A 22,413-nucleotide genomic window follows, 5' to 3' on the forward strand; every position below is an offset into this window, starting at 1 on the left:
TTGGTTACAATTCAAGAAGATGATACGTGTTTTGTGTCAATTTTATGTAAATGTTGCTGTTTTTCTTCAAGCGAATCAATTAATTCAAAGACTTGCGCCACATTAAGGCGTGGATCGACCAGGCTGGTGTAGGCTTTATCCAGTTCCTGCTCGGTCACCCCATAAGTGCCGCCAACACACTCCATGACTGCTTCTGCGGTCATTTCCAGATGGACTCCGCCAAGATGGCTATTGTGCGCTTCGTGGATTTCGAAGGCTTGCTTCAGTTCGCTCTGGATATGCTGGAAATCGCGCGTCTTAATGCCCTGGGCGCTGACGCGAGTATTGCCATGCATGGGGTCACAGCTCCACAGCACATTTAAATTCGCCTCTTGTACCGCCTGAATCATGGCTGGCAGCACCTGAGCGATGGACTGGTGACCAAAGCGTTGAATCAGGGTTAAGCGTCCTGGCTCATTGCTAGGGTTAAGCACTTTACACAATTGGACCAAGGTTTCTGGTGACAGATCTTTGCCAACTTTGATAGCTATCGGGTTAGCGATGCCGCGCAGATATTCGATATGCGCGCTGTCCTGAATGGTGGTGCGCATACCAACCCACGGATAGTGAGTCGATAAATTATACCATTTGCCATTATTCGCTTTGCGGGTCAGTGCTTCTTCGTAATGCAGGTGCAGGGCTTCATGGCTGGTAAAGAACTCAAGCCAGTGGCGGCTGTTATGTTGCGGGCCATTGGCCTGATGAAACAGACGCATGGCTTCGCGGAACTGATCGAGACTGGTATGCAGCTTGGCGTTGGTTTTGAGCGACAGGAGGTTTTGTGATTCCTGCTCAAGCTGGAATAGGTCGCTGATATCCCCTTCAAGCAGCGAACGGATGTAATTAAGAGTTAATGAAGCATAGCTGTAACCCTGCAACATACGTGCCGGGTCAGGCATACGGGACGATTCACTAAAATGCACATGATTCACCAGATCACCGCGATAACTGGGCAAAGTGGTCTCATCCTGAGTTTCGGTTAGCTCAGAACGGGGCTTGGCATATTGACCAGCGATGCGGCCAATTCGAACAACAGGTTTTTGTGTCTGCTGGCTGACCAGCAAACTTAAACTCATTAACAGGCGAACCTTCTGCGAAATAGCTTCCGCATTACAGTCCGAAAAGGATTCGGCGCAATCGCCACCTTGCAGAATAAAAGCTTTTCCAGCCTGTGCATCCGCAATATGGCTTTTTAAGCTATCCACTTCGCTGGCCGAAACCAAAGGCGGTAACTGACGCAATTTATCAATAACCTGCGCCAAGGCCTCTGTATCGCCATATTTTATTTGCTGACTGACCGGTTTGCGCTTCCAGCTATCGGGCGCCCAGTCATCAGCGGATCTGTTGCTCATGATTAATATCAGAAATCTACTTCAATAAAGCTATTCTATCTCATAAGATAGGCGCTGGCGAATAGAAGCGTATTTCGAACATAAACTAGAAAAAAGCAATGATATACGACATTTTCTAACGCAATGATCGGCGAATATGTGGAAGTCAGTTATCGTGTTGAGCATTAGCTGGAAGCTATCAACCGATAACTGATTTATATAACAAAAGATATTTTCTGTCACTCCCGCGAAGGCGGGAGTCCATTCTTTTAAAACAATTCTTATGGATTCCCGCCTTCGCGGGAATGACAAGATGGATTGGGCAGGAATTACAAATTAATTAAGGTAACATTGGTTAGAAAAGTTGAGATAACGCTAATCAAGGCAAAACCCGACAAAACCGCGGAGCTGATGTAACATCATCAGTGAGCATATTGAGGACGGGTACAACCGACACATCAATAAGAAAACGGACTGAACAATTGTCTGACAAGGCAAGTCAGACTTACAAATTAACTAAGGTGACATTGGTAGAAAAGTTGAGATAACGCTGATCGAGGCAGAACCCGATGAAATAGCGGAGCTGATGTAACATCATTAGTGAGCATATTGAGGGCGGGTGCAACCGGCACATCAATAAGAAAACGGACTGAGCAATCGTCTGACGAGGCAGAATGGGCGTGTTTGAGGAAGTTTATAAACAATAAATGACCGAAAGCTAAGCTCATTCTAACAATGTCAGACAGACGATCAGGCCGTTTGAAAGTAAGGTAATTATGGGAAAAGTAAAAACGATATATGTTTGCCAGGAGTGCGGTTCTGAAACCCCACAATGGGCAGGCCAGTGTGGCGCCTGTAAAGCCTGGAATTCCATGGTTGAGCAGGTGGATGCTAAAAAAGTTAGTAGCGGTACTAAAAGCTCGCGCTTTACGGGCTATGCCGGGCAGGCAACCAAGGTGGTCAAGATGGACAAGGTGGACTTGTCTGAATTGCCACGCATGTCTTCAGGCCTGTCCGAACTTGATCGCGTTCTAGGTGGTGGTCTGGTTCCTGGCTCGGTAGTCTTGATGGGCGGTGATCCGGGGATTGGTAAATCAACTATTCTGTTGCAGAGCCTGTGCAAAATCAGCGAAACCGACTCGGTATTGTATGTCACTGGTGAGGAGTCGTTGCAGCAGGTGACCATGCGCGCGCAGCGTTTAGGTTTAGCTACTGGCGACTTTTCGTTACTGACCGAAACTCAGGTTGAGCAGATTACCACGCAGGCTTTGATGCAAAAGCCGAAAGTGATGGTGGTGGATTCGATTCAAACCATTTACACCGAAATGTTGCAGTCTGCACCGGGTGGTGTGGCACAGGTGCGAGAAAGTGCCGCTCAGCTGGTGCGCTTTGCCAAGCAGACGGGTATTACTTTGTTGGTAGTCGGCCATGTTACCAAAGATGGCGCTCTGGCGGGGCCGCGCGTGCTGGAACACATGGTCGATGCGGTTCTCTATTTTGAGGGTGAGCGTGACGGACGTTTGCGCCTGTTGCGGGCAGTCAAAAATCGTTTTGGTGCGGTTAATGAGCTCGGCGTGTTCGCCATGACGGATGAAGGCTTGAAGCAGGTGAAAAATCCATCAGCGATTTTCTTATCCAAATATCAGGATCCTGTAGCCGGCAGTGCAGTGATGGCAACCTGGGAAGGAACGCGTCCGATGCTGGTGGAAATTCAGGCGCTGGTAGATACCTCGCATGCTCCACAGCCTCGACGAATTGCGGTCGGTCTCGATCATCAGCGAATTGCCATGTTGTTGGCGGTGCTTAATCGTCATGCCGGAATCGCAACTTATGATCAGGATGTGTTTGCGAACGTGGTTGGTGGTGTTAGGGTTATGGAAACCAGTTCGGATCTGGCGCTTGTGGCATCCATTATTTCCAGCTTGCGTAATCGTCCGCTAGCTGAACATACGGTAATTTTCGGTGAGATTGGTCTTGCCGGTGAAATTCGACCTGTACCGAATGGTCAGGAGCGTTTGAAAGAAGCGGCCAAACATGGCTTTAAACGTGCCATTGTTCCGGAAGGAAACAAACCACCGAAACCAATGGAAGGATTAGAGGTAATTGGCGTCAGCCGTATGGATCAGTTTATTCAGTTAATTTAAACAATAAGAAGTATTATGAGCGAACCAACTATTGCATTGACCACAATTTCACCCGTTCAGATAGGCGTGGGTTTAAAACTAGGCGTTAATAACTCATCCTCTAAGTATCAGGCCTTTATTGATGCTGTCTGTGAATTAGAAGGCTGCACTAATGCTAGTACCCTCAAGAGCCAGAATCAGCAGTATTCCAAGCTAAATGATGATGTTAAGAATTTACGCCTCTTTATCTGGGAAGACACCCAAAATAAGGTCAAGCTGCATGTGTTCCCGAATAATATTGCCATTGCAGAAGTCGCTCTGCAATATTCTGAAGTATTAACCAGCGAGCAATTAGAAGCACTTTCGCAGGCCGATACGCGGAAAGCTATTCGGTTAGCATGGGGTGGTTTTATTGCCTTTGTCAATCAGGTTAGGCAGCTGAAGAATAGTGATATTCTTGACTACAACATAGAGCAGATGGCTAAACCAGATGTGCACTGGATATCTCGCGCCATATTACTGCGTGATCAGGATCTCAAAAAAAGCAATATTCAGAAATTGATCACTGAGTGGTTAAGTAATACTCGTGATCCACAGGATGCAGAAAAAATTATTGCCGGTGAATTACAGTATTCAATGACCTGGCTGAATTATGTTGTGGTTAACCCTGCACATTGTCAGGAAGGGACTTCGCTTGATTACCGTATTGATTCCATGATTCTGTCTCAGTATTTTTATACCGCACAGGAAAATTGCAACAAGCAGTTGATGGAAGCGATCGAACTGGCTTATGTCAGTAAGAACTTGCTCCAGGCTGAGAGTGAGCTGTCTATCAGTCGGGTGGCGGCACGTATGCATCTGATCAATTATCATGAGCATTTGAAATATTTAACCCGCGCCAAGCGAAAGCTGGTGGCGAATATTCTGGAGTGCTGGGAGTTTGATACACTGGTGCAGAACAGCAAGCGTATGGTTGAAGTCTGTAGCAGCCGTCTGGAAGAAGCCGATCATAAACGTCGCGAGCGAAGCACTGTATTAACAGATCTTTTACTTGTGACCTTAAGTTTCTTCGCTGTATTCGAGCTATCACTTTATCTGGTTGAGTTCAGTCGCGAAATGATGTCGCGTCCGGCACTTGATTATAATGATGAAAGCACTTCATTTTTCCTAAGTTTTATCGCCAATATTGATACCGACTATATGTTTGGTTTTGGAATTTTATTGACGGTTATTTTGATATTGATTTATCGAAAAATTAAAACACGCTAGTGAATAACAAGATGATGAGAAAACTATTTTTAGCACTATCAATATTTATGGCAACCCTGCTTACAGGGACGCCGTTAACTTTTGCTGCTACGGAATCGTCCGAGGTGGTTGAAGCTGACAATGAGCAGATACCAGTTAAGACAGCGATCACCATGACCACCGATGTATGGACGCCTTATATCAATCCGCAAGGTGAAACATTGGGTAGCGCAGCTCGCATGATTGAAATGATCGGGATTGCGCTGGGCAAGGATATCGAGTGGCAATATGCGCCTTATGACTTTGCTCAGGCAATGGTTGCCAGTAACAAGTTAGAAGCTTCTTTTCCATACTTCTACACCAGACAGCGCGCTGAAAAAGTTCTATTTTCTGAGCCGCTTTTTTATGCCACCAGCCGCATTTATTTCAATCGTCAGTATCTAAATCAGGCACAAGCAACAGAAGAGCTCAGCGTGCTGAAAATGGGACGTGTCTCTGGCTACAGCTATGGCGAGGATCTGGATAAGATAGTGAGTGGCGCAACTGTCTATGCTTCTGAGCAGCAGGCTTTATTGGCTTTGTTCAATAATGAGATTGATCTGCTGCCAATGACGGAAGGTGTCATGTATGCCACCTTATCAGAGTATTTTCCTGAGCGGCTGCAATTGATTCAGGCCATTCCTGATATCAGTGACCGATCGCCTTTGTATGTGATTGCGCCGAAAACTCAGCAGGGGCAAAAACTGATTGCTGATATTAATGCTGCCATTGCGATGCTGGAACAGTTGGATGTGTTAGGCAGTCAGCAGGCAGGTGAGTCTATCGCTCAGCAGGTAGACATGGCGCAGTTAGTAGCAGGCGAGGGCTATCCGGTCATTCTCGGCCAGTTCAAAGATGATTCAGGCAAGACTAAGTATCTGACTTTGCCACAGGGGACACGAGTGGTGGTGATTGAATGGAGCGATAAAATCATGCAGCCTAGCGACAACGATAGACTGTATAAAAACATGATGGACTTAAGCCGTGTGGTAATCGTTAACGGCCCACATATTGGTAAAGAACTGTTAGTTCGCAACCTTCATATTAATTTACTGTAATTATTGCTATGACTTTTTTAGATATTCTCGGCTGGGTCGGTATCGCTTTTTATTTGCTTGGCCATGCCTATATTTCCATTGTCAAAGACTGGAAGAAAGTAATTTATTACAGTGGTAATTTAATTGCCGCAGTATCACTGGTCATAACCTCGGCCGCTCTCGAATCCTGGCAGGCAGTTGTGATTAATGTGTTTTGGGCGATTGTCAGTATTTTATTGCTGGTTCGTTATGACTTGTCCAAAGTGCCATTTTCGATGTTGGCTTTTAAAATCATATTAGCAAGTATCTGGTTAGTGCTAATCGTGATGTCTATCATTAAGCAGTCGGTGCAGCTGGATATATTAGGTTGGAGTTCAGCTTTTGTATTTTGCGCGGGCTACCTACTATTCAGTGCTAACAAAATGTCAATTAACCTGTACTTTGTGTGTACTGCCTACGCAGCCAGTAGTTTGATGCCACAACTATGGCTCGATCAGAACTGGCCGGTTTTCACTCTGGAAGCCTGCTGGACGGTGATTTCAATCTATGGCCTGATCAGCAAATACAATGAGCCAAGGTTGATTGATTAGTTTTTCAATAGAGATAAAAAAAGGGTGATTAGCTATCACCCTTTTACTCATCCTTTCGCTATATTTCGGACGGTTATTCGCCAAAGTCTTCCTGTAGTTTCAGCCAGAACATACCGCGTAATTCACCTTCTTTAAAGCCCGTAGCTTTATCATTCGGATATTTATCATTGATGGCTGTTTGAACTTGAGGAGCAAGGTTCTCACCATGACAGGCTAAGCACATGGCTTGAGTATAAATCGGTTCTACATACAGCCACTCACCGCTTGGTAGCTGCGTAATCTGTCCACTTGTTTCGTTACCAAGACGCTCCATTTCAAGATAATAATCCAGCGGTGCCTGCAATAAATCAGTAGGTTCATTAGCAGGATTGCGTACCTTGTGGCTGGTTCGCCCAACTTCAACACCATCCGGTACTTTTTCGGTAATTTCGGGCGCCTCAAGGTTACAGTAATCAATCGCTTCTACCACACCTTGTTGCAAACCGTTCATTAAGGTTGCTTTAAATTGCAGCTTGATGGGCTTAAGAGTTTCTTCAGCCAGCTGCGCTTTTTCTTCCCACAGCCTGGTCTGAGCTTCCTGATATTGTTGCCAGCCATAATAACCAATGCCAGCAATCACTAATAATAAGAGTAGAATAACCAATACTTTTTTCATGGGGTTTCCTTTACCGTTTCTGATAACACTTTATACTACCCCTTCGAAAGCACTTGTTAAAGTTAATATCAGCGAATCTTAATATATTATGACGGATGTCAATTTACGCCAGTTCAAACCTGAGAAACTATTTGCTCCACGAGGGTTCACCAAGCCTGAAATTAAAGCACCGCAATATCTTGAGATTGGTGCTGGGCGAGGCAAGCATGCGTTAATGTTTGCTCAGGAAAATCCCGATAAGAATCTGATTGCGATTGAGCGTACGCGAAATAAGTTTAATGATTTTGCAGATAAGGCTGAACAATTGTCATTGCGTAATCTATTGGCGGTGCATGCAGATGCCATCCCTTGGGTGGTACATGCGTTACCACCTAAAAGTCTCGCTGGGGTGTTTTTGTTATACCCGAATCCGGAGCCCAAGAATCCAAGTCAGCGCTGGTTCAATATGCCGTTTTTCGAGTTCCTTCTATCCAGAATGCAGGACGGCGCCAAACTGACTCTGGCAACCAATATTCAAACCTATATCGAAGAAGCGGAGCAACAGTCGAAAGAACTGTGGCAATTATCACCAGCAGTGTTTGAAGTAGATAAAGGTTCTCAAAGAACACACTTTGAAGTTAAGTATCTGGCGAGAGGGGAAACCTGCTGGCAGATGGAGCTGGTTAAACCTGACGGCTATCAGACACGGTTTGATGAGTGGGGTGTTGATTAAGAAAAAACTAACTAGTTATCTTTTTCTTCAGGCTCTTTCTCTTCAAGCTTGGTTTTCCAGAGCGCATCCGACTCACGATGAATCTCATCAGGATCATCGTTATGCATACCGATGATGGTTCTAAGCTGCAGCATGCTATCAATATCTATTTCCAAAGTTCTTAAGCCATACTGTTGTTCCTGATGGTGAACAATTTCCGCCTTTAGATGAATGGCTGGAGAAAATTCATCAATGATGATTTGAATATCAACCGGTTGGTTTCTATCCAGTTTGGATTTTGAATCGATCAGAACACCATTCAATGACAGCTCAATGACAGAGCCCACAGACTTGTGCTCTCCCTGTTCAATGAGGACTTTGGCATTGTATTCAATGCGCGAAAAGTTTCGTCGTTCCTGTCCGGACACTCAGTGTTCCTGATTCAGTAATGTGTTGATATTTCTAAAGTAGCAGATGGCTTTTGGCTTGTCTAAAGGAATTTTAGGGTGAGCTTACATGGTAGGTAGAGATAGCTTTCTTTGTTTGTGGTGGGCCAAGGCCCACCCTACCCGAAATCAAGTCAACTTCAGCTTTGTGTAGGGCGGGCCTTGGCCCGCTACAAAATGTTCTAAGAGTGGTTTCTTATTTTGAGATCTTACGATATTTAATACGATGCGGCTGATCCGCTTCGGCGCCAAGACGACGTTTGCGGTCGGCTTCGTATTCTTGATAGTTTCCTTCGAACCATACGGTTTCACTGTCGCCTTCAAAAGCCAGAATATGAGTTGCAACACGGTCGAGGAACCAGCGGTCGTGCGAGATGACTACTGCACAACCTGGGAATGCTAATAGAGCATCTTCCAGTGCACGCAGTGTTTCCACATCGAGGTCGTTGGTTGGCTCATCCAGTAGCAATACGTTGCCGCCACTTTTCAGTAGCTTGGCCAGGTGAACACGGTTACGCTCACCGCCAGACAACTGGCCGATGCGTTTTTGTTGGTCAGTGCCTTTAAAGTTGAAGCGACCAACATAGGCACGGGATGGTGTGGTGTAGTTGCCGACGGTAATTAAGTCTAAACCGTCTGAGATTTCTTCCCAAACCGTTTTGCTGTCATCCAGCGAGTCACGGCTCTGATCAACGTAAGATAATTCAACGGTTTCACCTACAACCAGCTCGCCGGAATCAGGTTTTTCCTGGCCGGTAATTAACTTGAACATGGTTGATTTACCAGCACCATTCGGACCGATCACACCAACGATGCCACCTTGCGGTAAGTTGAAGGTGAGGTCGTTATAAAGCAGTTTGTCACCAAAGGCTTTAGTCAGCCCCTTAGCGGTTATCACCTGAGTACCCAGACGTGGACCTGGTGGAATATATAATTCTTTGGTTTCGTTACGCTGCTGATATTCTTTGCTGGATAGTTCTTCAAAGCGCGCCATACGGGCTTTTGACTTTGCCTGACGGCCTTTGGCATTGGAGCGAACCCACTCCAGCTCTTCCTTCATGGTTTTCTGGCGAGCCTGTTCCTGCTTTTCTTCAATTTCCAGACGAGCTGCTTTTTGCTCCAGCCATGAAGAGTAGTTGCCTTCCCATGGAATACCGTAACCGCGATCCAGCTCAAGAATCCAGCCAGCTGCATTATCGAGGAAGTAACGGTCGTGGGTAATGGCCACAACGGTGCCCTTGTAATCAACCAGGAAGCGCTCAAGCCATGCTACCGATTCAGCATCCAGGTGGTTGGTCGGCTCATCCAGCAATAACATGTCTGGATGTTCTAGCAATAAACGGCAGATGGCAACACGGCGGCGCTCACCACCAGACAAGTTCTTAACTTCCGCATCCCATGGCGGTAGGCGTAGTGCCTCTGCGGCACGCTCCAGGGCATTCTCAAGATTATGGCCGTCGGCTGCCTGAATAATAGCTTCCAGTTCGCCCTGACGCTTTGCCAACGCATCAAAGTCGACATCCGCATCGGCATAGGCTGCGTAAACCTGATCAAGCTCGGCCAAAGCATCTTTGACATGAGTGACGGCCTCTTCAACCACTTCACGAACGGTTTTGCTGTCATCAAGTTGCGGCTCCTGTGGCAGGTAACCAATTTTGATGCCCGGCTGTGGGCGCGCTTCACCTTCAATATCGCTGTCGACACCAGCCATGATTCGTAATAAAGTCGATTTACCCGCGCCATTAAGACCTAACACACCAATTTTGGCACCGGGGAAGAATGAAAGGGAAATATCTTTTAGAATAGTTTTATTCGGTGGGACAATTTTGCCCACACGATTCATCGTATAAATATATTGAGCCATTAAAATACAACAGGGTTGATCAAAGTTATGCGCATTTTACATTGCCTCACCAGACTAAGCCACCGTAGCAAGCCTGCAAAACCGCTAACACTCGCCTTTTTCACAGTGTTTCTGGCCAGTTGTAGCGCTTTAACTCCTAAAGCACCGCCCTGTGTCGAATCGTCGGTACTGTATCGACTGGCTGATATGCGCCAAATTAATGAGCCAGCATTCAGCAAGGCACTGGCCTGCGACAATCTTGAAACAGTGGAAGTAGCGCTGATTAGTCTCGGGCGGATCGGTGGACAGCAGGCAAGCGACCTGATTGTGCCATTGCTGACTCATTCTAATGCCAAGGTACGCGAAACAGCAGCCTTTGCTTTGGGCATCAGTCTGCACAAGCCTGCAACCGCTAGCTTAATCGAGCAACTGCAACAGGAGAAAAACAGTAAAGTTCGTGCCGCCATGGTGTTAGCGATTGGTAATTTAGGTGGCGAAGATTCAGTGTCCACCTTGGCACGCTTGATTGAGCAGACTGAAGATGCTCAAGTTGCCAATGCCGCCATGCAAGGCCTGGCTATCATGTCAGTGTTTCATCGTCACTTGTTAACTGGTGACACTGAAATTGAAGTAGCACGTGTCATAGACCGATTGCGCAACCAAGATACGGCGTTAAAGGCCAGTTTCTTATTAGCCAGAGTGCCATTGCTAAGAGATCCCCATGTTCCGGATGTGATCAGCATAGTGCGCGATAAGAGTGAGTCATTGGATAGCGCGACACAGGCTTTTATTATTCGTGCTTTATCAAAACTAGGGCATAAAGACATTACGCCGTTCTTGTGGGATAAATTCCGAAGCAAGAATGCCACCCTTCAACTAGCAGCTATTCAAGCATTAGGAATTCGTACACTGACTAGCACTGAGGATATACAGAGACTGAATCGTGTAGCCATATTTGACAACCCTGCCATGCAAGTGTCGGCCTTACAATCTGGCAGACGCTGGATGACACCGCAAACTCTGAAAGCTCTCCGAGACAGTGAGAATACATGGGTGCAGTCGGAAGCTTTCTTGGCGACCAATGACAAAGCGCAACCCGAAGTACAGAAGTTAGTAAAAGCCTGGTTAGAAAGCGATGATCCGAATCATCAGCGCGCAGTGATTCAATACTTTGTTGAACTGGATATGTCACCAGTGCTAAAGCAATTAACCGAGAGCGATAAAGCAATTATTCGTATCGGCGCACAGCGCGCTTTAAAAACGTATCAGGAGCCGAAGACCGAACCGATGGTGACACCTACGGAGATGCCAGGCTTACCAGTTAAGGTAAAACTTGAAACCACCAAAGGTGATATCGTTATCAGACTGTTTGAAGACACTCCTTATACATCGGCAAATTTTCTGCGCTTAGTAGAAAGCGGTTTTTATGAGAATACTTATTTCCATCGCGTGATTCCAAATTTTGTCGCGCAGGGTGGCAGCAAGTTGGGCGATGGTTCTGGAAGCGTCGGTTACAGTATTCGTGAAGAGCTTAATCAGCGCTCGCACAGCAAAGGAACCATTGGCATGGCAACCGCAGGCAAAGATACCGGCGGTGCACAGTTTTTCTTTAACCTGGCACCGAATCTACACCTTGATAGCAACTATACTGTTTTTGGTGAAGTCATCGAAGGGATGGACATTATGATGTCACTTGAGCAGAATGATCAAATCATCGCCGCACAAATTATCCAGTAATTAAATTAAAAGGGTTTACTTATGGAGTTATTTACAATCGAAAATCTATTAACACTGGGAATGCTGATTGTATTACAGGCAGTTCTTGGCTTCGACAATTTGCTCTACATCTCGTTGGAATCAAAACGCGCACCGCTGGAAAAGCAGAAACAGGTGCGTCGATTAGGTATTGGACTGGCGGTTGCTCTCAGAATCGTTTTACTGTTTGTCCTTATTGAACTCATCAAATATGTACAGGGTGAAATGTTTACGATTCCCTGGACCGGTGTTATCGAAGCCACTTTCACTTTTGAAAGTATTATTATCTTATTCGGTGGTGTTTTTATCATGTATACCGCGGTCAAAGAAATTTGGCACATGATGGCGTTGGAAATAGGCGAAGCCCATGAGCGCAAACCTCAGTCAGCAGCAAAAGTAATCGCTCTCATCGTGTTAATGAATCTGGTCTTTTCATTCGATTCAATTTTAAGTGCCATGGCATTAACCGATAACTTCTGGGTCATGGCTATTGCGATTATATTCAGTGGCGTTCTGATGATCTGGTTGGCAGATACGGTTTCAAGCTTCTTGCAAAAGAACCGTATGTTTGAAGTGTTGGGATTATTTATTCTACTGGTGGTCGGCATCATGTTGCTGGCAGATGGCGGCCATAAATCACACTTATTGTTGTTCGGTTACCCAATTGAACCGATGAACAAAGCAACCTTCTATTTCGTTATTGCGGTCATGGTTCTCAGTGATATTGTGCAGTCCAAATATCAAAAGAATTTAATGCGGAAAAAAGAAGCTGCCGCTCGCGCCAAATTAGAGCAGGAAGCGCAGGAAGAAATACTGTAAAACAATATTCATTCATGTATAGGCCCGCTTTGTGCGGGCTTTTTTGTGCGCAAGTTCTGATTCCTGTTAATAGTCATCATTCTGTCGTGATACAGTCATGAATTAGTCAATTGGTTGTCATAACTGCTTTGTAATGTTGTTTCTTTTCAATAACACCTAACAAAAGGGGTAAACAATGAAACGACACAACACCATATTAGCGATATTAATCGGCGCCAGTTTGTCGGCAGCCAGTCATGCGGAACTGATAATTTCAGAATATGTTGAAGGCAGCAGTTATAACAAAGCGATTGAGCTGTATAACTCAGGCTCTCAAAATATTGACTTGAGTACTTATGAGTTAAAGTTCTACTTCAATGGTAATACTGCACCAGGTAAGACGATAGCGCTATCTGGTTCGCTTATGGCTGGAGAAACTTATGTGGTAGCGCATAGCAGTTCAGATCCTGCTCTGGCTAACTTGGCGCAATTATTAAATGGCGGTAGCTGGTTTAATGGAGATGATGCGATCACTGTAGAGATGTCAGGAACTGTCGTGGATTCGCTGGGACAGATCGGAGTTGACCCAGGTAGCTACTGGGGAACCAGTTCTCTTAAAACGCAAGATATGTCTTTACGTCGTAACGGCTCAACGGCTGATGCAAATGCCTGGGATAGTTTTGATCCTGCATCTGGCTGGATTGGCTCTTCGGTTGATGATTTTTCTGATGTCGGTCTGTTTTCGGATGGAGGTTCACAGCCAGGTGGTATTGAGCTGGGTGCCTGTAACGACAGTGCTACTTTTATTCATACCATTCAGGGTAATGGAAACCAAAGCAGCCTACAGAATAGTCAGGTAGTGGTAGAAGCCATTGTCGTGGGAGATTTTCAGAGCTCTGAGCAATTAAACGGTTTCTTTATACAGGAAGAAAGCACAGACTATGATACAGATAGCAGTACTTCGGAAGGGCTATTCGTTTATGAAGGTGGCTTTGAAGTACCGCTAGCAGTGGGTGATAAAGTCCGTGTGGCTGGAACGGTACAGGAGTTTGGCGGTAAAACTCAGCTGACAAATATTACTGAGCTATTGGTTTGCGATTCAGGTATCAGTGTCCAGCCTCAAATTGTAAGCTTGCCGGTTGTCAACAATAGTGATTGGGAATCCTATGAAGGGATGCTCGTAAGCTTTAGTCATGAACTAATCGTTACTGAAAATTATAATCTGGCGAGATACGGTGAATTGGTTTTATCAGGAACGGAGCGTCTGTTTCAACCAACGCAGCTTTATCGTCCTGGCTCACAGGCGCAGCAACTAGGTGAGGAAAATGCACTCAATCGGATTATTATGGATGATGGGCAGACAGGGCAAAATCCTGCACAGGTAGTATATCCAACTGGTGGCTTGTCAGCTGACAACACGGTTCGTTCCGGCGATAAGGTTAACAGTTTGGTAGGAATTCTGGATGAAGCTTTTGCAGCCTATCGCATACAACCAACACAAGCTCCACTGTTCACCCACACCAACCAGCGAACACTGGAACCACAATTATCCGATCTGGGTGATTTGCGTTTAGCCAGTTTTAATGTGCTTAATTATTTCAATGGCGATGGGCAAGGTAGTGGCTTTCCTACATCGCGCGGCGCTGACAGCCTTGATGAATTTAACCGTCAACGCGACAAGATTATCAATGCCATTTTAGCCATGAATGCTGACATTATTGGAATCATGGAAATGGAAAATGATGGTTTCGGTGCAGACAGTGCAATTCAGGATCTTGTAAACGGCTTGAATACCAATTCAGGGGCTGGAGTGACATACAGTTTTGTAAACCCAGGTTTGAATCAGATTGGTACTGATGAAATCACAGTTGGACTGATTTATAGAAACGAAACCGTTGAAGAAACAGGTCAGGCCGTGACAACCAGTGCCTATCCCTTTGATGCAAAAAATAGACAGCCACTGGTTCAGACTTTCCGTCATCTTGCTAGTGGGGAAGAACTGACCATTTCTGTAAATCATTTTAAGTCAAAAGGCAGTTGTCCGACTGATGGTAGTCTTGATGAAGACCAGGGTGATTGGCAGGGTTGTTGGAATGCTCGTCGAACAGCTGCTGCGGAATATATGGAGCAATGGTTAGCAACTAACCCAACGGGTGTAGCAGATGAAGACATTGTAATAATGGGTGACTTAAATGCCTACGCAATGGAAGATCCAGTTTATGAACTGGAGCAGGCTGGTTACATCAATATCGCGCGTCAACTGAAAGGGAGTAAAGCTTATTCATATGTCTACACTGGTTTGGCCGGTAGTCTCGATCATGTGATGGTCAGTTCCTCTTTGGCGAATAAAATAATTGATGTGACCGATTGGCATATTAATGCAGATGAACCGCGTGCACTAGATTACAACGAAGAGTTTAAAACGCCTGAGCAAGTTAATAGTTTTTATTCTTCGGCTGCCTACCGGGCATCGGATCATGATCCCATCGTGGTAGAAATTGATGCAGATTCGCAACAAAATCAACCGGGCCAGACAGTTGTTTATGAAAACCTTTCAGGTGCTCGCAGAAGCTGGACAGACTTTCCTGTTGCAATTCCTGATAACACTGACTCATTACAAGTCACACTAACGGGTGGCTCTGGTGATGCTGATCTGTATGTTATGTTTGGTGCTTTGCCGGATAGAAGCAACTTCGACTGCCGTTCTTACAACAACAATAACGAGGAAGTCTGTACCATCACAAATCCGCAGACAGGCGACTGGTATGTCAGTTTGTATGGATTTAAAGACTACTCAAATGCAACTCTAACGATTAGTATTCAATAGTAGCTTTGAATACTATAAAGCCCGCTGATTAGCGGGCTTTTTTGCACTGTTTATTTAAGCATCGGTTTCAGATATTTTCCGGTATAAGACTGCTTGATTTTGGCGACATCTTCTGGTGTTCCGGTCGCGATAATCTGCCCACCTTTGCTGCCACCTTCGGGGCCAAGATCGACAATCCAGTCGGCGGTTTTGATGACGTCGAGGTTGTGTTCAATAACCACTACTGTGTTTCCATGATCGCGCAGGCGATGGAGTACTTTGAGCAGTTGGTTAACGTCGTGGAAGTGTAGGCCAGTGGTGGGTTCATCAAGGATGTAAAGTGTCTGCCCTGTGTCGCGCTTGGATAGTTCGCGTGATAGCTTCACACGCTGTGCTTCACCGCCTGAAAGTGTCGTTGCCGCTTGCCCAAGCGTGATGTAGGAAAGGCCTACGTCAATTAATGTTTGTAATTTGCGGGCAACTGCTGGAATGGCGTCAAAAAATTCACGGGCATCTTCAACGGTAAGGTTAAGCACTTCGTTGATGTTTTTGCCTTTGTATAAAATCTCCAGCGTTTCGCGGTTATAGCGTTTGCCTTTACACACATCACAGGCCACATAGACATCGGGCAGGAAGTGCATTTCTACTTTGATGACACCATCGCCCTGACAGGCTTCGCAGCGTCCGCCTTTTACATTGAAACTGAAACGCCCAGGCTTATAACCACGAGTGCGCGATTCCTGAGTGCCTGCAAAAAGCTCACGAATTGGTGTGAAAATTCCGGTGTAGGTTGCCGGGTTTGAGCGTGGTGTTCTCCCGATTGGACTTTGGTCAATATCGACCACTTTATCAATGTTATCGAGACCTTGTATCTCTTTATAAGGCTTTGGTTGCAGGCTCGAGCGATTAATGTCTCGTGCCACAATCGGATACAGAGTGTCATTTATCAGGGTGGATTTCCCTGAGCCGGAAACACCTGTGATGCAGGTTAACAGTCCCACCGGAATTTCCAAATCGACATTGTTGAGGTTGTTACCTGTGGCGCCAAGTACCTTAATGGTTTTCTTGGTATCAACAGCTGTGCGTTTTTCTGGCACTTCAATTTTAAGTTTGCCGGTCAGGTATTGAGCGGTTAAGGAGCCCTTGGTTTTTTTGATATCGGCTAAAGTACCTTTGGCAACGATCTCACCACCATGCACACCTGCGCCCGGGCCAATATCGACAATAAAGTCAGCGGCGCGAATCGCATCTTCATCATGCTCAACCACGATCACAGTGTTACCCAGATCGCGTAGATGAGTCAGGGTCTGTAATAGACGATCATTATCGCGTTGGTGTAGGCCAATGGATGGTTCATCCAGAATATACATAACGCCGACCAGCCCCGCCCCAATTTGGCTGGCTAGACGAATACGCTGAGCTTCTCCGCCAGAAAGTGTGTCCGCGCTTCGCTCAAGGGTTAGATAATCAAGCCCAACATTGACCAGGAAGCTCAGCCGCTCGCCAATTTCTTTGAGGACTTTCGAGGCAATCTCACCGCGCTTACCCGGCAAGTCTAGAGTACTGAAATAGTCATGTGCCTGTTCAATTGACCAGTGAGTGACCTGTGGCAATGAAGTGCCATCAATGAACACATTACGCGAATCTTCGTTGAGGCGTGTACCACCACAAGAGCTACAGGACTGTGTGGTCATGTATTTTTGCAACTCTTCGCGCACTGCACCGGATTCGGTTTCATGATAGCGACGCTGCATATTTGGAATAATGCCTTCGAAACGATGCTTGCGTTGGTATTTATCACCGCGGTCATTGCTGTATTCAAAATCGATCTGGGTTTTGCCACTGCCGTATAGCACCACATCCTGAATTTTTTTCGGTAAGCTGCTCCAGGGCGCTTCAACATCAAATTTGTAGTGCTTGGCCAATGATTGAAGCATGTGGAAATAATACACATTACGGCGATCCCAGCCACGAATGGCGCCACCAGCCAATGAAATGTCTTCGTTGGTAATGATTTTTTCCGGATCGAAAAATTGATCGATGCCAAGGCCATCACAGGTCGGGCAGGCGCCAGCCGGATTGTTGAACGAGAAGATGCGCGGCTCCAGTTCTGGGATTGAATGACCACAGGTTGGGCAGGCGTATTTGGCGGAGAAGACCATTTCTTCAATATCACTGTCGGCATCCATAGGCGCGACGCGTGCGATGCCGTCGGATAGCTCTAGCGCTGTCTCAAAGGACTCGGCCAGACGCTGCTGTAAATCAGACTTCACCTTGAAGCGATCAACGATGACTTCAATGGTGTGTTTTTTATGCAGCTCCATGGTCGGAGCATCGGACAGGTCATAGACCTCGCCATTGATGCGTGCGCGTACGAAGCCTTTGGCCTGTAGTTCCTGCAATAATTGAATATGCTCGCCTTTGCGGTTATTTATGACCGGCGCTAATAACATCAGTTTGCTGCCTTCCGGCTGAGCCAACACATGATCCACCATCTGGCTGATAGTCTGGGCTTCGAGCGGCAAATGGTGAGTGGGGCAATGTGGTGTGCCGACACGGGCAAACAGCAGGCGCAGGTAGTCGTAAATCTCGGTAATGGTACCCACAGTGGAACGAGGGTTATGCGAAGTGGATTTTTGCTCAATGGAAATTGCTGGCGACAAACCTTCGATGTGTTCTACATCGGGCTTTTCCATGAGCGACAGAAACTGACGTGCGTAGGCGGATAATGATTCCACATAACGTCGCTGGCCTTCGGCGTACAAAGTGTCGAATGCCAGTGAGGACTTACCCGAACCGGACAGGCCGGTAATCACGATCAGTTTGTCGCGTGGGAGAACCAGGTCAATGTTTTTCAGGTTGTGGGTCTTGGCACCGCGGATATCAATGTTGTCCATCAGTTTCCTATATGTCGTTTGTGAGCTGACTGAAGTAGTACCGCATTATGCACTTGGCTCGTGAATTTAATGCCAAAGTGTGATTAGCAAAAAGCTATCGGGCACTACTTTAAAATAAATTTGGGTTTTGCGGCCTAAAATGAGAAAATCGCAAACCGTTAACTATAACGTGAATTGCCTTGAACAGAAAAGGTTTGTTAGGGCTAATGGCCAATTACTTGTTGGTCAAAAAATAAACGAAAAGCCCTAACTCATTGGATTGTGTATGAAATCATCTTCACTGACCACGCTAGAAAAAAAATCCGCTATTTCACTGGCCAGCATCTTTGCCTTACGCATGTTTGGCCTTTTCATGCTGTTGCCGGTTATTCGAATCCTTGGTGAAGGTCTGGAAGGCGCAACTTTACCTTTACTGGGCCTGGCGATTGGCATTTATGGTCTGTCGCAAGCCATCCTGCAACTTCCATTAGGACTCCTTTCCGATAAGATTGGTCGTAAGCCTGTGATCTATGCCGGTTTGCTGGTGTTTATTGTTGGCAGTCTGGTTGCGGCTAATTCTGAGAGTGTCTGGGGATTGATTTTTGGACGTGCGTTACAGGGTGCCGGCGCGATTGCCAGTGCCGTGATGGCTTTGGCCGCTGATTTAAGTCGTCCGCATCAACGCTCCAAAGTCATGGCCATGATTGGCGGCAGTATTGGACTGGCTTTTGCCTTGTCATTAGTGCTTGGGCCCTTGCTATCAAATTGGCTCAACCTGCAAGGTTTATTCTATGTCATTGCAGTTCTGGCATTTGTTGCGCTATTGGTTGCCATCTTTGTGGTACCCAGTGTGCCTGCCATCGACATGCCGAAAATTGATCTGAGCTTCGCTGAGCGCTGGCGCTATGTCACCGCCAAGGGGCGTATTTTTGTATTGGCGCTGTCGGTATTTGTGATTCACTGGGCGCTGGTCGCGGTATTCCTGATCGTGCCGGATAAGCTGATTGCCAGTGGGTTCGAGCTGTCTCAGCATTCCTGGATCTATCTGGTGGTGTTGGCGCTATCGATCGCCATTATGTTACCCATGATGATTAAGGCTGAGAAAAAGGGCTGGCACCGTCAGGTGATGCAGTCGGCTTTCTTACTATTAGCGCTATCACTATTAACACTGCTGACCAGCTGGCAAAGCCTGTGGTTCTGGTTAGTGGTTCTGACCCTATTTTTCGCTGGCTTTAACCTATTGGAAGCCAAGCTACCTTCCACCGTATCTAATCTGTTTGGTGCCCAATATCGTGGTACCGCGTTGGGTATCTTCTCGACCAGTCAGTTTCTAGGTGCTTTCCTTGGCGGCAGCGTGACGGGATATTTGCTCCCTACACTCGGCTATACTGGCGTTATCTGGCTCAATATCGGTTTGATGGTGATTGCGGGGGTGGCGCTGGGCTGGTTGGGCAAGTTGCCTGAAGTAAAGCGCTGGGTACTGGAGCTGGATGAAGCTGATACGGCCAAAGCGGTGCAGGAATCCGCATTAAAATTGGCCGGAGTCATCGAGGCCATTGCGGACGACCATAAAGGCAAGGTATATTTGCGAGTGGACGACTCGACCATCGAGCGTAAAGAATTAGAAAAATTAGGCCGAATTCAAGCCTAATATATTGATAATTAAAGATTTTAGTAGATTAAAAGACAAAGACAGGAGTAATCAATGGCCAGTCGCGGCATTAACAAAGTTATCTTAGTAGGAAATTTAGGGAAGGATCCGGAAATTCGTTACACACCAGACGGTAGAGCGATTGCCAACATCACGTTAGCTACTTCTGAGACCTGGAAAGACAAGAACACCGGCCAGCAACAAGAAAAAACCGAATGGCACCGCATTGTCATCTTCGGCAAATTGGCTGAAATCGCTGGCGAATACCTAAAAAAAGGCTCGCAAGTTTACTTCGAAGGTAAACTTCAGACCCGCAAATGGACTGATCAGTCAGGTCAGGACCGCTACACCACTGAAGTGGTTGTTGATATTAATGGCCAGATGCAAATGCTTGGTGGTCGCAGCGGTGGCGAAGCTTCTTTCGGTGGTAACAATAATCAAAATAACCAAAAACAGAATCAAAACCCACAGCCAGCTCCGGCCATGGACGATGATTTTGATGACGACATTCCGTTTTAGTCAGAAAGCGGTTTTCGTTAAACAATCTAAAGCTTAAACAAAGGAGACATTGATGAGCTATCAACAAACAGAAGAACAAGTCGTTGTTCGTGGTGGATTAGGCGATCGCGCGAAGTTTATCACCAAAACCTACAACCATTTATTAGGCGCGATTTTTGCGTTTGTATTGATCAGCGTTGGTTTATACGAGTCAGGCGCTTCCGTAGCAATTTATAACTTTTTTGCTCAGTTAGGTTCGTTTGGCATGATTGGGATGATGCTGGCATTTGTCGGTACAGGCTGGTTTGCAGCGCATTTTGCTGATAGAGCTACATCGAAAGGTGTTCAATATTTGAACCTGGTTATCTTCACAGGGGCCTATGCAGTATTCTTCTCGCCACTATTATTGCTTGCAGCTACCAAAGCACCTGGTGTTATTCAAAGTGCCGCAGTAGTCACCTTAGTGGGCGCTGGTATTTTAACTGCTATCGTATTTTATACCCGTAAAGACTTTTCCTTCCTGCGTGGAATTGTAATGTGGGGCTTTGGATTAGGCTTGTTAGCTATTATGGGCGGCCTTATTTTTGGTTTCCATTTAGGAACCTGGTTTAGCGTAGCCATGATTGGTATTTCTGGTGCTGCTATTTTATATGATACTTCGAATATCCTGCATCATTACCCAGAAGACCGTTATGTAGGTGCAGCGATTTCTTTATTCTCAAGTATCGCTATGATGTTTATTTATGTTTTAAGGTTGTTCTTGGCATCTGAAGAATAGTCTTAACGAAAGATTAAAAAAGCGGCTTCGGCCGCTTTTTTTGTGGGTAACAAATAATGATATTGGTAGGGACAAGTCATGACTTGTCCGTACAGAAGACTTCTCCTATAGGTGAAGACATGCGTAGGTTTGCGATGCGCCCCTAGGGCAGGATCAGCGTAGCGAATCCGAGCGAAGCCTTCCCCTTGGGTGCAACAATTCTTAAAAGATGCCAATGCTGGGATTCGTTTCACTCATCACCAGCCTACGAATTTTGAGGCCCAAGGTTCACGCTACAAAATAACTAATCCTCGCCTTTACCTTCTTTATTCAACTCGGTTTCTTCAATGATCAATTGCTCTTTAAGCTGCTCAATCTTTTCTTTGGCCTTTTGTTGCTTGGCCTTGAGTTTGTCTTTCTGGTCGCTGTCGGATGACTCTTTGATCTCTTTATTCATCTCCTCAACGGAGTCTTCCATCTTTTCAATCTGCTGGCGAGTTTGATCGACCAACTCGGCTTTATTTGCTTTATCAAAAATAACTGACTCGGGTTCACCATTGCTGGATTTCTTGTTCTTGGTTGTTTTGGCTTTACTTGCTTTAGGAATATAGGTGACTTCATCCACCATGCGTTGGTTTCTAAATGAAGGAGAAACAATTTCAACACCGGCCTGATGTAGGCTATCAAGAACACAGGCGTTGAGTTTTGAGCGACTGGATAGCAGGGTGTTGATGTCAGTTGCCAGACCGTGAACTTTATAAACAATGGCGTGATCGAGCAGCTTCTCTATATATACAAAGGGCTTGTCCAGCTCTGCCTTCTCTGCCGCTTCAAGCAACAGCGGCTCAATGATTTTATGGTCAATGTCGTAACCTAGCGAAACTTCGGTAGAGATAATGGTGCCGTCGCTGTGCATGACAGTCACAGGATTGGTTGCTAGAAAAAGGTTGGGCAAAGTGATGAGATCGCGCTCGCGATCCTGTAGTTCAGTATGCAATAGTCCACGGCCGGATACTCTTCCAAACATTCCCTGTACTTCAATAAAATCACCGAGTCTGAAGTTTCTGACTGAGCGAAGCCAGATCCCGGCCATGATGTTGCCGAGGAATGTAGCAGAGCTCAAGGCAATTGAAGCTGACAGTACGATACCAATCAGGCCAATAATCTGATTCTTTAAGCTGTCTTTGATGGGCAACACCAGCACAAAGATAACGATCAGAAGCAACATAA

Annotated in this window: 17 protein-coding genes; 11 read left to right on the top strand and 6 right to left on the bottom strand. The window is 46.0% G+C overall.

All coding sequences use genetic code 11. The features are described 5' to 3' along the window. Positions 1–11: 11 nt before the first annotated feature. On the bottom strand, positions 12–1,391 hold the full coding sequence (locus HUJ19_RS00955) for a 3-deoxy-7-phosphoheptulonate synthase (RefSeq protein ID WP_290621707.1): 1,380 nt from the start codon (positions 1,389–1,391) through the stop codon (positions 12–14). A 755-nt stretch (positions 1,392–2,146) separates the two neighbouring features. Between HUJ19_RS00955 and radA the strand changes: the two genes are divergently transcribed. From radA to HUJ19_RS00975, 4 genes are read left to right on the top strand one after another with little or no spacing between them, the layout of a single operon-like run. Further along, positions 2,147–3,514 carry a DNA repair protein RadA gene (gene radA, locus HUJ19_RS00960; protein WP_290621708.1) on the top strand — a complete coding sequence of 456 codons (1,368 nt, stop codon included), beginning with the start codon at positions 2,147–2,149 and terminating at the stop codon, positions 3,512–3,514. Between the two features lie 15 nt (positions 3,515–3,529). Then, positions 3,530–4,762 carry a hypothetical protein gene (locus HUJ19_RS00965; protein ID WP_290621709.1) on the top strand — a complete coding sequence of 411 codons (1,233 nt, stop codon included), beginning with the start codon at positions 3,530–3,532 and terminating at the stop codon, positions 4,760–4,762. Positions 4,763–4,773: 11 nt separating this feature from the next. Beyond that, positions 4,774–5,838: an ABC transporter substrate-binding protein gene (locus tag HUJ19_RS00970; RefSeq protein ID WP_290621710.1), complete on the top strand. Its 1,065-nt coding sequence runs from the start codon at positions 4,774–4,776 to the stop codon at positions 5,836–5,838. An 8-nt stretch (positions 5,839–5,846) separates the two neighbouring features. After that, positions 5,847–6,407, top strand: coding sequence for a hypothetical protein (locus HUJ19_RS00975; RefSeq protein ID WP_290621711.1), 561 nt, complete (start codon positions 5,847–5,849; stop codon positions 6,405–6,407). Positions 6,408–6,480: 73 nt separating this feature from the next. Here the strand turns inward: HUJ19_RS00975 and HUJ19_RS00980 are convergent, their stop codons facing one another. Next, positions 6,481–7,062 (bottom strand): DUF3365 domain-containing protein, encoded by a 582-nt coding sequence (locus HUJ19_RS00980; RefSeq protein ID WP_290621712.1) that lies wholly within the window; start codon positions 7,060–7,062, stop codon positions 6,481–6,483. Positions 7,063–7,150: 88 nt separating this feature from the next. Between HUJ19_RS00980 and HUJ19_RS00985 the strand changes: the two genes are divergently transcribed. Next, positions 7,151–7,774 carry a tRNA (guanosine(46)-N(7))-methyltransferase TrmB gene (locus HUJ19_RS00985; protein WP_290621713.1) on the top strand — a complete coding sequence of 208 codons (624 nt, stop codon included), beginning with the start codon at positions 7,151–7,153 and terminating at the stop codon, positions 7,772–7,774. Positions 7,775–7,785: 11 nt separating this feature from the next. On the opposite strand, the gene HUJ19_RS00990 is transcribed toward HUJ19_RS00985, so the two are convergent. Next, positions 7,786–8,181, bottom strand: coding sequence for a PilZ domain-containing protein (locus HUJ19_RS00990; RefSeq protein ID WP_290621714.1), 396 nt, complete (start codon positions 8,179–8,181; stop codon positions 7,786–7,788). A 214-nt stretch (positions 8,182–8,395) separates the two neighbouring features. Then, on the bottom strand, positions 8,396–10,063 hold the full coding sequence (gene ettA / locus HUJ19_RS00995; RefSeq protein WP_290621715.1) for an energy-dependent translational throttle protein EttA: 1,668 nt from the start codon (positions 10,061–10,063) through the stop codon (positions 8,396–8,398). A gap of 27 nt (positions 10,064–10,090) precedes the next feature. Here ettA and HUJ19_RS01000 point away from each other — a divergent pair, with 27 nt between their 5' ends. The 3 genes from HUJ19_RS01000 (at position 10,091) to HUJ19_RS01010 (ending at position 15,422) form a co-directional block, all read left to right on the top strand. Beyond that, entirely contained in the window at positions 10,091–11,779 is a 1,689-nt protein-coding gene (locus tag HUJ19_RS01000) for a peptidylprolyl isomerase (RefSeq protein ID WP_290621716.1), read from the top strand. Between the two features lie 21 nt (positions 11,780–11,800). Continuing rightward, entirely contained in the window at positions 11,801–12,616 is an 816-nt protein-coding gene (locus HUJ19_RS01005) for a TerC family protein (protein ID WP_290621717.1), read from the top strand. 175 nt (positions 12,617–12,791) lie between these two features. After that, positions 12,792–15,422, top strand: a complete 2,631-nt coding sequence (locus tag HUJ19_RS01010) for an ExeM/NucH family extracellular endonuclease (protein WP_290621718.1) — start codon at positions 12,792–12,794, stop codon at positions 15,420–15,422. A gap of 50 nt (positions 15,423–15,472) precedes the next feature. On the opposite strand, the gene uvrA is transcribed toward HUJ19_RS01010, so the two are convergent. Then, positions 15,473–18,298, bottom strand: coding sequence for an excinuclease ABC subunit UvrA (gene uvrA, locus HUJ19_RS01015; protein ID WP_290621719.1), 2,826 nt, complete (start codon positions 18,296–18,298; stop codon positions 15,473–15,475). 265 nt (positions 18,299–18,563) lie between these two features. On the opposite strand from uvrA, the gene HUJ19_RS01020 reads away from it, so the two are divergent. From HUJ19_RS01020 to HUJ19_RS01030, 3 genes are read left to right on the top strand one after another with little or no spacing between them, the layout of a single operon-like run. Beyond that, positions 18,564–19,928 carry an MFS transporter gene (locus HUJ19_RS01020; RefSeq protein ID WP_290621720.1) on the top strand — a complete coding sequence of 455 codons (1,365 nt, stop codon included), beginning with the start codon at positions 18,564–18,566 and terminating at the stop codon, positions 19,926–19,928. Positions 19,929–19,982: 54 nt separating this feature from the next. Next, positions 19,983–20,447, top strand: a complete 465-nt coding sequence (ssb, locus tag HUJ19_RS01025) for a single-stranded DNA-binding protein (RefSeq protein ID WP_290621721.1) — start codon at positions 19,983–19,985, stop codon at positions 20,445–20,447. Positions 20,448–20,499: 52 nt separating this feature from the next. Further along, complete coding sequence (locus HUJ19_RS01030) at positions 20,500–21,204, top strand: Bax inhibitor-1 family protein (RefSeq protein ID WP_290621722.1); 705 nt, start codon at positions 20,500–20,502, stop codon at positions 21,202–21,204. A gap of 283 nt (positions 21,205–21,487) precedes the next feature. On the opposite strand, the gene HUJ19_RS01035 is transcribed toward HUJ19_RS01030, so the two are convergent. Next, positions 21,488–22,413: mechanosensitive ion channel domain-containing protein (locus HUJ19_RS01035; RefSeq protein ID WP_290621723.1), on the bottom strand; the 926-nt coding region annotated here is incomplete at its 5' end.

This window comes from Kangiella sp. (assembly GCF_014762745.1).
Lineage (GTDB): Bacteria > Pseudomonadota > Gammaproteobacteria > Enterobacterales > Kangiellaceae > Kangiella.

Coding starts and splice junctions, on each gene's coding strand:
- HUJ19_RS00955 (WP_290621707.1), bottom strand. CDS start 1,391: ATGAGCAACAGATCCGCTGATGACTGGGCGCCCGATAGCTGGAAGCGC.
- radA (WP_290621708.1), top strand. CDS start 2,147: ATGGGAAAAGTAAAAACGATATATGTTTGCCAGGAGTGCGGTTCTGAA.
- HUJ19_RS00965 (WP_290621709.1), top strand. CDS start 3,530: ATGAGCGAACCAACTATTGCATTGACCACAATTTCACCCGTTCAGATA.
- HUJ19_RS00970 (WP_290621710.1), top strand. CDS start 4,774: ATGATGAGAAAACTATTTTTAGCACTATCAATATTTATGGCAACCCTG.
- HUJ19_RS00975 (WP_290621711.1), top strand. CDS start 5,847: ATGACTTTTTTAGATATTCTCGGCTGGGTCGGTATCGCTTTTTATTTG.
- HUJ19_RS00980 (WP_290621712.1), bottom strand. CDS start 7,062: ATGAAAAAAGTATTGGTTATTCTACTCTTATTATTAGTGATTGCTGGC.
- HUJ19_RS00985 (WP_290621713.1), top strand. CDS start 7,151: ATGACGGATGTCAATTTACGCCAGTTCAAACCTGAGAAACTATTTGCT.
- ettA (WP_290621715.1), bottom strand. CDS start 10,063: ATGGCTCAATATATTTATACGATGAATCGTGTGGGCAAAATTGTCCCA.
- HUJ19_RS01000 (WP_290621716.1), top strand. CDS start 10,091: ATGCGCATTTTACATTGCCTCACCAGACTAAGCCACCGTAGCAAGCCT.
- HUJ19_RS01005 (WP_290621717.1), top strand. CDS start 11,801: ATGGAGTTATTTACAATCGAAAATCTATTAACACTGGGAATGCTGATT.
- HUJ19_RS01010 (WP_290621718.1), top strand. CDS start 12,792: ATGAAACGACACAACACCATATTAGCGATATTAATCGGCGCCAGTTTG.
- uvrA (WP_290621719.1), bottom strand. CDS start 18,298: ATGGACAACATTGATATCCGCGGTGCCAAGACCCACAACCTGAAAAAC.
- HUJ19_RS01020 (WP_290621720.1), top strand. CDS start 18,564: ATGAAATCATCTTCACTGACCACGCTAGAAAAAAAATCCGCTATTTCA.
- ssb (WP_290621721.1), top strand. CDS start 19,983: ATGGCCAGTCGCGGCATTAACAAAGTTATCTTAGTAGGAAATTTAGGG.
- HUJ19_RS01030 (WP_290621722.1), top strand. CDS start 20,500: ATGAGCTATCAACAAACAGAAGAACAAGTCGTTGTTCGTGGTGGATTA.